The sequence below is a fragment of the bacterium genome (genome assembly GCA_035703895.1).
In the GTDB taxonomy this organism is placed as follows: Bacteria; Sysuimicrobiota; Sysuimicrobiia; order Sysuimicrobiales; family Segetimicrobiaceae; genus Segetimicrobium.
The window spans coordinates 1-10824 of record DASSXJ010000301.1 but is presented as its reverse complement, the minus strand read 5'-3'; the positions used below and the strand labels follow the sequence as shown (position 1 = coordinate 10824).

Genomic DNA, 10824 nt, shown 5'->3' with positions numbered 1-10824 from the left:
CTTCCCGCGCAACAGAATCCGGCCTTCGTGAATGACCTCGACGCGATCCGTGATCGCCAGCGTCTCGCGAACGTTGTGGTCGGTGATGACGAGCCCCAGGCCTCGCTCGCGAAGGTAGCGCACCGTGCGCTGGAGCTCCTGCACTGACCTCGGGTCGATCCCGGTGAACGGCTCGTCCAACAGGAGAAAGGTCGGCTCGAGCGACAACGCCCGGGCGATCTCGACGCGCCGCCGCTCTCCGCCGGAGAGGGTCCACGCCGGCTGGCGGCGCACGGCCTCGAGGCCGAACTCTTCCAGGAGCCGGTCCGTCCGCTGACGGCTGACGTCCGATGGAAGCCCCCGCTGCTCGAGCACGACCAGGAGGTTCTCCTCCACCGTGAGCCGGCGGAACACCGACGGCTCCTGGGCAAGATAGCCGAGGCCGGCGCGAACCCGGACGTCGACCGGCTCGTCGGTGACCCGCCGGCTCCCGATCCACACCTCACCGGCGTCGGGACGCGCCAGTCCGACGATCATATAGAACGTCGTCGTCTTCCCGGCGCCGTTGTGCCCCAAGAGGCCGACGATCTCCTTGGGGGCGACCTCGAGCGACACGTCGTCGACGACGCACCGGGGGCCGTAGCGCTTGACGAGGCCATCGACCCGAAGCAGCCCCCGGGGAGGAGCCAACCGGACGACGCGGGTCATGGCGCAGCCCCCTCCGGGTAGGCGACGACCTCGACGTGACCTTCCGCAATCGCCGTATGCCGCCCAAGGAGCACCGTGGCCCGATCGGCCGCCAGGGTGTCGCGGCCCCGGAGGATTTTCACGTTCCCGAGCAGGACCGCCGTCTGGTCGGGCTCGTTGTAGGTGGCGTGGTCGGCCGAGCCGTGGATCCCGTCTTGGTCCAGCAGGACGTGATCGTCCGCCCTGGCCTCGTGGCGCCGCAGGTCGGCAAACACGTGATCCGCGCGGAGCCGGTCCGAGCCTCGCGCGAGCTCCGCTTGGCCATCGACCGTCCCCTGCTGGACCTGGTGATCGTACACGACGCGATCGCCGCTGAGGTGCCGGTCTCCGCGTACGATGACCACCCGACCGGTTGCGACGAACTGCCGGCGCTCTGCGCGATCGTCGACTTCGATCCGGTGGGCCGTGAACGTCCCCCACATCATCGGCTCCGACTCATCCGAAAACCGCCCGGCGACATGCCCCTCTGCCGTCACGTGCCGGGTCCGCAAGTTCGCCTGCAGCCGGTCGGCCGTGACCTCGAACGTGGGGGTCAATGCGGTCCCCCCGCTTGGGAGCGTCACCTCCTGGATCTCCTCAGCATACCGGACCTCGGGGGCCTCGATCCGCAGCGTCCCTCGAACCACGACCACCCGAGGTCCGCGGAACATCCACTCGTGCGAGGCGTCGTCGTACTCGATGCGGGTCGCCCCTGTGACCTCGAGAGACGGGCGGCCCGGCGGCGCCGGGGCCGCCACGGCCGCGGATCCCGGCCACCAGAGCGCGGAGGCAACGAGCAGCACCACGGCGACCGCGGATTTACCGGGCGGCGGCGTGCACGTGACCAAAAAACTGGGTCTCCCCGAGTATCGTATCGCTGCTCAACCGGTCGGCATACATGATGACATGCTGTTGGAGGAGCTTGATGTGCCCGGATCCTGTGACCTTTCCCGAGCTGGGCGCAAACTGCAGCCGGTCCGCGAATAGCTCGCGACCATTGGTGCTCTTGCCGTGCACGTTGCCGTTCAGTTCCACCTCATGGGTCTTGGTATCGTAGCGCCCCCGCGTCCCGGTGACGATGATCGTTCCCCCGCCGTTCTGGAAAAAGGTCGCCCGCACGTTCCGCAACAACACGGTCTCCTTGTTCTCCACCACGGTGACTTCGTCGGCGACGATCCGCCACCGCTCGTGTCCGCCGTCGTCGATCCCCTCGAGATCCCCCTGTTGGATCTGGGCATACGGAGCGCTGCCGGGCGACCGGGGTCCGGAGTTCCAAGCCTCGTGCACCGGTGGGACCCGCGAGGACGCCGAGGGGGCCGAGCGTCCGCGGGGGAGGAACGTCCAGACGAGTGTGGCCACGAGGATCACCGGGATGGCCCAGAAGAGGAATCTCCGCACCGCGGACCACATTGTCTGCACGGCCATGGCCCTATCGTAGCGTGACCTGCCGGGACCTGTCCAGCACGCGGAGGGTCTCTTCGGCGGCGCGATCCAACGCCCCGGGTGGTCCGAGGCGCCGCCTGACCTCGGCGAGATCGAGCCCCATCCGGGTACGGGCGCTGGAATCCGTCAGCAATCGATCCACCTCCGCCAGGATGCGGGACCCCGTCACCTCTTCATTCAGCAATTCAGGGACGATCCGCCGCCCCATGACGATGTTCGGGATCGAGAACCCGATCTCGTAAAACGCGGGAGTGGCCACGAACCTGCGCGCGATCCATGAGGTCAAGCGGGAGAGTCGATACACGACCACCATCGGGACGCCGACGCACGCCGCTTCCGCCGTCGCCGTCCCCGACGCCACCGCGATGATGTCTGCCACGCGCATGACGTCGACGGCGCGTCCGTCGACAAGGCGGATCGGCGTATTGACCGTGGCAACCGCGCGCGCAATCTCCGGCCGGAGAAACGGCGCGGCGACCGGCACAAGGTAATGGACCGCCCGGTCACCGCGCATGTTCCGGGCGGCATCGAGCATGGGAGGCAACAGACGCCGGATCTCCCCGATGCGGCTCCCCGGCAGGAGGCCGATGACCGGTCCGGGGGGGATCGCCCACTCTACCCGGAGCTGCTCAGCAGGCGCCGCTGCGGCAGCCACGGCGTCCACCGTCGGATCGCCGACGAAGACGGCGTCCGCGCCGGCGCGCCGGTACGTCTCGGCCTCAAACGGCAGCACCGTCAGCAGTCGCACGGCCGCCCGGGCCATCCGTGCTGCTGAGGCGCCCCGACGAAAGGTCGTCAGCGGAGGAGCGAAGTACACCATCGGGACACGCCCGGAGAAGTGCGCGACCAACTCCCGGTTCATCCCCGCGAAATCCACCAGCACGAGCAGATCAGGCCTGTAGCGGTCGATCAGGCGAACGAGGGTCCAGAACCGCACGGCGAAGAGGGGAAGGCGCACGTACGCCTCGACGTATCCAAAGACCCCCCAGCGAAGGCTCTCGATCAGGATGTCGACGCCGGCGGCCGCCATCTCGGGGCCACCGGCGCCGGCGATCGCGAGATCCGGGCGCCGCCGGCGCAGCGCCGCGGCCAGGAGGGCCCCGTGATGGTCTCCCGATACCTCACCCGCGATGATCAGAAGGCGGGGGGGAGCGCTGATCACGCGCTACGGGATCGCGGTCCCTGCGGTCGCGGCGACGATGGCGATGTCGGACTCCGCGGCCGCGGCGACGACTTGATCCCGTTCCAGGAGAAAGGTACGGCCGGCCTCGACGGCAAGCGCCGTCCCTTTTGCGGCGGCGAGGGCGTGCACCGTTTGTGGGCCCATGACGGGCATGTCATACCGGGGATCCTGTTGGGGACGGCTCACCTTGACGACCACAACGCCAGCGGCCAGGGTCCCGGCGCGCCGGATCATCTCGTCGGTGCCTTCCGCGGCCTCGACGGCGACCACCGCCCCGTTGCGGACGGCCACCGCCTGGCCGATGTCGAGCGCGGCGATGTTCGAGGCGTACCGGAACCCGGCCCGGATGTCGGCCGCCTCCGCCTCGGACGGAGCGCGCCAGCTTAGCACCCCCGGCTCCGGGACCAGGTGGCGTAAGTACCGCTCCTGATGGCCGACCTCGAACCCCGAGGTGCGCATGAACGCCAGGAACGCGCCGACGAGGCTCGTGTCCCGGTGATCACGAGTGCGGCGGACCAACAACTCCCCATACGCGTCGAGTTGGGCATTGCGCAGTCCGGGGAGCTTGTCGACCTTTCCCGCGAGGAACACCTCGCGCACACCGTTGCGCCGGAAGGCCTGGATGATCCCGCCAAAGTCCCCAAGCGACACGGCATAATACGCGTCGGCGACTTGTTGGAGGTGTTGATCGGCCTCAAAGAAGTCCACGCACACCACGCGGCGACCCTGCCGGTGCGCCTCTTCCACGAGGGCGATCGGGAGCGCGCCCCGACCGGCGATCAGGCCAACCGGGGCCTCGGCGCCCGTCACCGTCCGATCCCCATCCCCCGCGCCTGGCTTTCGCGGATGAACGTCACGAGATGCCGCACCTCATCGCAATCCCGCAACTCCTCCTCGATCCGTTCCAGGGCATGTGAGACGTCGAGCCTGGACCGGACGAGCAGCCGGTGGGCGCGCCGGAGCTTGAGCTGGATCTCCGGCGGCACCCCCCCCCGTGTGAGGCCGACGCGGTTGATCGTCACGATCCGCAGGGGATCGCCCTCGACGAGCATGTAGGGGGGCACGTCCTTGCGGATGGCGGTACAGCCACTCACCATCGCCATCGTGCCGATGCGGTAGAACTGGGCCACCCCGACGAGCCCGCCGAACACCGCGCGGTCCTCGATGAGCACATGGCCGGATATCTGGGTCGCGTTGGTGATGATGACACTCTTCCCGATCCGGGAGTTGTGCCCCACGTGCGCGTACGCCAGCATCTGTGTGTCGTCCCCGATCACGGTCTCGGCATCCTCGCCGGTAGCCCGGCTGACGCTTACGTACTCGCGCACCGTCACCCGGTCACCGATCCGAAGGTAGCTCCGCTCCCCCTGGAAATGCCGGTCTTGCGGTACCCCCCCCAACACCGCGCAGGGAGAGACCCGGCACTCCCGCCCGAGCGTCGTCCATTCTTCGATGACGGCGTGCGGGCCGATCCAGGTCCCGGGTCCGATGTGCGTGTGGTTCGCGATCACGGCGTAGGGGCCGACCCGCACCCCGCCTCCCAGCTCGGCCCCGGGATCGATGCTTGCCGTCGGGTGCACGAGCGCGCTCACCGCGTCCTCCACCGCCGACCTGCGGTTCGTCTGCGTCATGGCTCGGCCCCTTCGAGATCCACGATTCGCCCGGCGGCGACCTCCTGGTTCCCCGCTTCGAGATCCACCATCGAGTAGGTAAAGACGCCGTCCGCGACGATCTCCCCATCCACCCTCGCCGTCACCTGCATCTTCCCCACGCGGTCTCGCAGGCGGGTGACGATCACCTCCGTGATCAACTGGTCGCCCGGGGTGACGGGCCGGCGGAACCGGACCCGATCGATCGCGGCGAAGTACGCGAGTTTGCGCTCGGCCCCGGGAAGGAGGGAGGCCAGCACGCCTCCGACCTGCGCCATCGCCTCGAGGATCAGGACCCCGGGCATGACCGGATGGCCGGGGAAGTGCCCCAGAAAGTAGGGCTCGTTTGCGGAGACGTTCTTGAGGCCGACGATGCGCCGGCCGGGCTCCCACTCGAGGATCCGGTCTACCAGGATGAATGGATAGCGGTGGGGGATGTGGCGCATGATCTCCTTGATCTCCATCAGATCCGGCACGCGGTCCCCCATGGTCATTCCCCCTGATCGCGGAGCCCCCTGGCGAGGGCGACGTGCAGGCTGTGACCCGCCCGCACCGCGATGACGTATCCGTGAATGTCCCGGCCGAGCAGGGCCAGATCTCCGACGAGGTCGAGGATCTTGTGCCGGGCCGCTTCGTTCGGGAACCGGGGCGCATTCAGATAGCCGCTTGCCCCGATCACCAGCGTGTTCTCCAACGACGCCCCGAGCGCCAAGCCCCGGCGGCGGAGGGCCTCCGCGTCCCGCTCGTACCCCCACGTTCGCGCCGGCGCGATCACTTCCTCGTAGCCGTCCCGCGCCGGATCGTACGTCGCGGCTTGATCCCCCAATCGCGGCGCGTCCTGCATCACGACGTACGCGGCGCCGAATCGGGGGGCGGGCAGCGCCACGATCCACGACGGCCCCTCCCCGACCCAGACCGGCGCCCGCACGCGCAGCACCGGCCGCACCGCGTCTTGACGCTCTACTCCGGCCTCTCGCAGCGCTCCAAAGATGGGGAGGGCGCTTCCGTCCATGCCCGGCACCTCGCCCCCGGCGAGCTCCACGTCCAGATTGTCGATCCCCGCCGCCCATGCCGCGGACAGGAGGTGCTCCACCGTCTGTACGCCGTCGGCGCCGCCCAGGCTCACCCGTCCATCCGTGCCGGTGACGGCGTCGAGCACGGCGCGAATGACGGCTCCCCCAGACGCGCGCCGGAAGACAATGCCGGAGCCGGGTGGTGCCGGGCGGAGCACCATCTCCTGGAACCGGCCGCTGTGAAGACCGATTCCCCCCAGGCGCGCCGGCGCGGCGATCGTCCCTTGGCGGCTCCGATCCACCGGAGGCGGCTACCCACCTTCCAGACGCCGGAGCCGCAGTTCGAGGTCCCGCATCCGCCTCACCATCTCGGGAAGTCGCCGGTAGGCGATCTCGGAACGCCGCTGCGCCATGCGCGGCTGAGCCGGATGACCCGCCACCACCGCCCCCGAGGGCGTGCTGTGCGATACGCCGGTGTCCCCCATGATCACCACATCATCGCCGATCTCGATATGGTCTGTGACCCCGGTCCACCCGCCGATCAGCACGCGATTCCCGATGCGCGTGCTGCCCGCGATGAGCACCCCGGCGGCGAACGCGCAGTCCTCGCCGATCTCCACGTTATGCGCGATGTGGATGAGGTTGTCGAGTTTCGTGCCGCGGCCGATCCGCGTCTCTCCGAGCATGGCCCGGTCGATCGTCACGTTGGCGCCGATTTCCACATCGTCGCCGATCACGACGTGCCCAACTTGGGGGATGTGCACGTGGCGCCGCTCGGCATCCTGGGCGTACCCGAACCCCTCGCTGCCGACGACCGTCCCGCTATCGATCACGACGCGGGCGCCAAGCCGGGACCCGTGCCGAATCGTCACCTGGGGATACAGCACGCACTCGGGCCCGATCTCGACGTCCTCTTCGAGGACGACGTGGGCGTGGATCTGCGCCCGATCTCCAATCGCCACGCCGTCTCCGACCACGACGTACGGCCCCAGGTACACGCCCTCCCCGACCCGGACGTCCTCCCCGATCACACAGGTCGGGTGGACTCCCGCCGCGGGCGTCGGCCGCGCGGCGAGCGCGCGGAGCGCCAGGGCGAGCGCGAGGCGGATGTTTTCGACACGGATCGCGGGCAGGGGTGTCGCGGGGGCGTCCCGAGACAGGATCACGGCCGCGCCGGCCGCTTCCACCTCCGGGAGCCGGCGCGGATCGGTCAGGACCACCACGGTGCCGGCGCGGGCGTCCTCGGGACGCACCACCGCACCCACATGGACGCCCGGGTCTCCCGCGACCTTCCCGCCGACACGTTGCGCCAGCGCATCCAACCGCATCCCGCGCTCCAGCCCGTTATTTCAGCCGGTCGATGACCTGCTGCGTGATATCCCGGCCGCCGTACATGAGCGGGGTCTTGACGAGCACGGCGCGGAGGTGATCTTCTTTGGCGATCTCGCCGGCGACCTGGCTCAATTGTTGGGTGAGCTGACCTTCGAGGTCATGCCGCATCTGACCCAACTCGGTGAGGTACCGAGCCCGTCGCGCGTTGAGGTCGGCCTTACTGACCTGCGCCGAGATCGCGGCCAACTCGGCGACCATCTGCTTCTCGCGATTGTCCAACTCCTTCTGGTACTGCAACGCTCTCACGCTCTCGTTCAAGACGCGTTGCGTGTCCACGACCCCGACCGGCGATCCCCCGCACCACTGGGCGCTGAATGCGGCGCCGACGACCAGGAGCCCTACAAGGAATCGCATCATCGCCGGTTCCTCACCGCTTGATGCGGGCGATGAGCTCGTCCGTTCCGTCGATCGTGCCCGGCGCGGCGATCGTCTGGGTGAGCACCACGTCCCAGTGCTTCTCCTGCGCCAACCCCACGGCCTCGACTCGAAGGTCCGCCAGGATCACGGCGTAGAGCCGGGCGCGGGCGCGGGCCACCGTCTGCAGTTCCCCCTCGAGGGCCCGCACCTGACTGAACTCAGCCTGGGCCTGCTTCTGGGCCTGGGCTTTGACCTTCTCCACCTCCCTGGTCTGTGCGTCGCGGGCCGCCGAGACGATCGTCTGCTGCTGACGCTGCAGGCGCTGATTGAACTCCTGCTGCATCGCCTCGAGCTTAATGCGCACCTCTTGGGTGGCCTTCGTTGAACGCTCGTCGACCAGTCGCTGGCCTTCCTTGGTCAGCTGATCCTGGTAGGCCTTGATCTGAGCCGTGGCGGCCTGCACCTGCTCGGTCTGGAACTGCTGGAGGACCTGCTGGTTGGCCTTCTCGTGCGCGGCGATCTTGTCGTCCCGCTCTTTGGTGACCGCTTGGATCTGCGCGTTCAACCGGTCGGCCTCCCCCTTGCCGGTCTGCTGAACGTCCTCGAGCTTCAGCTTGAGGTTGAGGAGTTGCAGGCGGTACTCCGCCATCGTCTGCTGCTGGAACTGCTGGTTGTCCTTGCTGAGCGCCTGCGCCTTTTCGTCGACGACTTTGGTCAACTCCGCCTGCGCTTCCGCCTGCTTGGCCTCGATCTTCTTTTGCTGTTCCAACCTGAGCTGGGCGACATAGGCGTTGAGATCCTGGCGGGCGGCGGCTTTGGCCGCCTCGGCCTCCTGCTGCACTTCGGGACGCATCCGTTCGATGGCGGCCTTCATCTCCGGTGTGAGATCAACCTTGGGGAGGTCGACCCGGACCATGGTGGGGGCATTCGCCACCGCCGCGGCGACCCTGGCCTGCAGGTCGCTGATCTGTCGATCGAGCGCCATCACCTCGGGCCACCGCGGGTGGGCCCGCGTCACGCGCGTGAGGTCGACCACGGCGATCTTTAGCGCGCGCGGCGACCCCGCAGACGGGGTCTCGGCAGCCGGAGGGGTGGAGGGCGGCCGGCCAGCGGGGGCGCGCGCGGTGCACCCCAGGGTCAGCGCCGCCAACGCCATGTATGTCAGGAAGCGAGCCATGCGCGCCCTACTTGCCGCCGATCGCCTTGATGACCTGATCGGTCAAGTCCACCCCGCCGTAGAGGACGACTTCGCGACTCAAGACGATGCCGACCCCCTGTTCTTTGGCGACCTTTTCGATCGCAGCGCGGATGTCCTTTTCGAGGCCGCCGATCAGCTCCTGGCGCTTCTTCAGCACCTGTTGTTGCGTCACGCGTTGGATATCCTGCTGCTGGCCCGCGCTCAGGCCCTTCATCCGCTGCTGCGCGTCGGCGATCTGCGACTGCGCGTAGTCTTTGAGCGCCCCTTCCGCACTGGCTTTCCGGGGATGGGCGTCGACCGCCCTGACCATGTCCACGTACCCGATCGTGAACGACTGGCCCAGCGCCGGCCCGGAGCGCGCGACCACGAACCCCAAGGCGGCGATGAGCACGATCGCCGCCGCCGCGATGCCGATCGTCTTGGCATTCCACTTCATGTCACGCTACCCCCTCGCACAGTCTCCGTTTCGTGGGCGCGTCAGAACACCGCACCGCTGGAGATCCAAAACTGCGATCCTTCGCCGCTGATTCCGTAGTCCAGCCGGAACGGCCCGACCGGGGTCTTGAACTGGATGCCCACGCCGACGTCGGGGTGGAGCTTCCACTGCGCATTGTTGGCGGGCTGCGCGTCGCCCCCCTCGACAAAGAGGATGGTCTGGATCCCCGCGAACGAGTGGAGGAACGGCAGCGAGCTGAGGGGGAAGCGGTACTCGATCTGCGCGAGCACCTCCTGGTCTCCCCGGAAGCGCCCTGAGGGATACCCTCGGAGCGTCGTCTGCCCGCCGAGGTAGAACTGTTCCTGGATCGGCAGCGGGGTCCCCGAGTATCCGAGATGCACGTGCCCCAGGATCGTGCTGTCCCCCCCATGCAGCGGAAGGAAGTGCTCGAAGTCGACCTCGTACTTCTGGAACTGGAACGTGCCGCCGAGCGTCTGGAAGGCGAGCTCGCTGCTCAGGATGATTCGCTCCCCGCTCGTCGGGATGGCCGTATCGTTGCGGGTGTCCCGGGTCGCCCCCACGATCAGCGCGTTGACCTGCCCGGGCGTGAACGGGAAGTTCGCGGGGGGATTCGTGCCCACGAGCGGGTTCGAGAATGTCGAGCTCACCGCCTTGAACCCGGCGTTGAGCGAATCGGTGGACGTCCAGGGATACGAGAACGAGATGAACCCACCGATCTGGTTCAAGTCGTACTGGAACTGGTTGTCGAGCCCGAGGCTGAAATCGGTGGGGATCGTCACCGTGTCGAACACCTGAAGATCCATGACGACGCGGGTGCCGAAGAAGTACGGCTCGTGAAACGTCAGTGCGTAGCTCGACCCGAACAGGACCGTTTGGCTGTACTGGAACGAGATGGCCTGTCCGTTCCCAAAGAGGTTGCTCTCTCGAAAACCGATAAACCCTTCGAGCCCGGTTTGGGTGCCGTAGCCGACCCCGAAGCTGACCGTTGCCGTCTTCTGCTCGGTGACGACGATCGTCACGACGACCAGGTCTGGGGTGGAACCGGTGTCCGGCTGCGCCTTGACGTCCGAGAAATACTGGAGGTTGTAGAGCCGCTTGAGGCTGGCGTTGACGTCGTTGACGTTGAACACGTCGCCGGGCTTGAACTGCAGCTCGCGGCGCACGACGTGATCGTGGGTCTTGTGCAGCCCTTCAATCTTGATCGCCTCGATGTGGCCCTCCGCCATCTCGACGCTCAGAACGCCCTCGGGACTGACGTTGACGTCCTGGACGTGGGCCAGGACGTAGCCTTTGTCTTGGTACAGCTTTTCGACCGCGCGCACTCCGTTGCGCATCGTCACGGTGTTGAGGACGGCCCCGGTCTGCACGCTGAGAGCCTTCAGGATATCGTCGGTCGCAACCACGGTGTTGCCTTTGACCTCGATCTT

General features: G+C 67.8%; 13 protein-coding genes. All 13 read right to left on the bottom strand.

What is annotated here, in order from left to right; genetic code table 11:
* A partial coding sequence (lptB, locus tag VFP86_19855; protein ID HET9001906.1) for an LPS export ABC transporter ATP-binding protein occupies positions 1 to 687 on the bottom strand: 687 nt, incomplete at its 3' end.
* Positions 684 to 1553 carry an LptA/OstA family protein gene (locus tag VFP86_19850; protein HET9001905.1) on the bottom strand — a complete coding sequence of 290 codons (870 nt, stop codon included), beginning with the start codon at positions 1551 to 1553 and terminating at the stop codon, positions 684 to 686. The genes VFP86_19850 and lptB, both read right to left, overlap by 4 nt.
* On the bottom strand, positions 1525 to 2130 hold the full coding sequence (gene lptC, locus VFP86_19845; protein ID HET9001904.1) for an LPS export ABC transporter periplasmic protein LptC: 606 nt from the start codon (positions 2128 to 2130) through the stop codon (positions 1525 to 1527). The genes VFP86_19850 and lptC overlap by 29 nt, the downstream gene beginning before the upstream one ends.
* Before the next feature lie 4 nt (positions 2131 to 2134).
* A complete protein-coding gene (lpxB, locus tag VFP86_19840; protein ID HET9001903.1) occupies positions 2135 to 3310 on the bottom strand; it encodes a lipid-A-disaccharide synthase in 1176 nt (391 codons plus the stop codon).
* A gap of 3 nt (positions 3311 to 3313) precedes the next feature.
* Positions 3314 to 4141 carry a UDP-2,3-diacylglucosamine diphosphatase LpxI gene (gene lpxI, locus VFP86_19835; protein HET9001902.1) on the bottom strand — a complete coding sequence of 276 codons (828 nt, stop codon included), beginning with the start codon at positions 4139 to 4141 and terminating at the stop codon, positions 3314 to 3316.
* Complete coding sequence (lpxA, locus tag VFP86_19830; GenBank protein ID HET9001901.1) at positions 4138 to 4962, bottom strand: acyl-ACP--UDP-N-acetylglucosamine O-acyltransferase; 825 nt, start codon at positions 4960 to 4962, stop codon at positions 4138 to 4140. Before lpxA ends, lpxI begins: the two co-directional genes overlap by 4 nt.
* Complete coding sequence (fabZ, locus tag VFP86_19825; protein ID HET9001900.1) at positions 4959 to 5468, bottom strand: 3-hydroxyacyl-ACP dehydratase FabZ; 510 nt, start codon at positions 5466 to 5468, stop codon at positions 4959 to 4961. The genes lpxA and fabZ overlap by 4 nt, the downstream gene beginning before the upstream one ends.
* Positions 5469 to 5470: 2 nt before the next feature.
* Positions 5471 to 6295: a UDP-3-O-acyl-N-acetylglucosamine deacetylase gene (gene lpxC / locus VFP86_19820; GenBank protein HET9001899.1), complete on the bottom strand. Its 825-nt coding sequence runs from the start codon at positions 6293 to 6295 to the stop codon at positions 5471 to 5473.
* A gap of 9 nt (positions 6296 to 6304) precedes the next feature.
* Complete coding sequence (gene lpxD, locus VFP86_19815; GenBank protein HET9001898.1) at positions 6305 to 7321, bottom strand: UDP-3-O-(3-hydroxymyristoyl)glucosamine N-acyltransferase; 1017 nt, start codon at positions 7319 to 7321, stop codon at positions 6305 to 6307.
* A 16-nt stretch (positions 7322 to 7337) separates the two neighbouring features.
* Positions 7338 to 7742 (bottom strand): OmpH family outer membrane protein, encoded by a 405-nt coding sequence (locus VFP86_19810; GenBank protein ID HET9001897.1) that lies wholly within the window; start codon positions 7740 to 7742, stop codon positions 7338 to 7340.
* A 10-nt stretch (positions 7743 to 7752) separates the two neighbouring features.
* Positions 7753 to 8919 carry a hypothetical protein gene (locus VFP86_19805; GenBank protein ID HET9001896.1) on the bottom strand — a complete coding sequence of 389 codons (1167 nt, stop codon included), beginning with the start codon at positions 8917 to 8919 and terminating at the stop codon, positions 7753 to 7755.
* A 7-nt stretch (positions 8920 to 8926) separates the two neighbouring features.
* The gene (locus VFP86_19800; protein ID HET9001895.1) at positions 8927 to 9376 is read right to left on the bottom strand and encodes an OmpH family outer membrane protein; all 450 of its coding nucleotides are present in this window, start codon (positions 9374 to 9376) and stop codon (positions 8927 to 8929) included.
* A 41-nt stretch (positions 9377 to 9417) separates the two neighbouring features.
* Positions 9418 to 10824 (bottom strand): BamA/TamA family outer membrane protein (locus tag VFP86_19795; protein HET9001894.1); only part of this gene is annotated, 1407 nt, incomplete at its 5' end.

Bases quoted from the DNA above. Each gene is read 5' to 3' on its own strand.
- lptC (HET9001904.1), bottom strand. From the start codon at position 2,130: ATGGCCGTGCAGACAATGTGGTCCGCGGTGCGGAGATTCCTCTTCTGG.
- lpxA (HET9001901.1), bottom strand. From the start codon at position 4,962: ATGACGCAGACGAACCGCAGGTCGGCGGTGGAGGACGCGGTGAGCGCG.
- fabZ (HET9001900.1), bottom strand. From the start codon at position 5,468: ATGGGGGACCGCGTGCCGGATCTGATGGAGATCAAGGAGATCATGCGC.
- lpxD (HET9001898.1), bottom strand. From the start codon at position 7,321: ATGCGGTTGGATGCGCTGGCGCAACGTGTCGGCGGGAAGGTCGCGGGA.
- VFP86_19810 (HET9001897.1), bottom strand. From the start codon at position 7,742: ATGATGCGATTCCTTGTAGGGCTCCTGGTCGTCGGCGCCGCATTCAGC.
- VFP86_19805 (HET9001896.1), bottom strand. From the start codon at position 8,919: ATGGCTCGCTTCCTGACATACATGGCGTTGGCGGCGCTGACCCTGGGG.
- VFP86_19800 (HET9001895.1), bottom strand. From the start codon at position 9,376: ATGAAGTGGAATGCCAAGACGATCGGCATCGCGGCGGCGGCGATCGTG.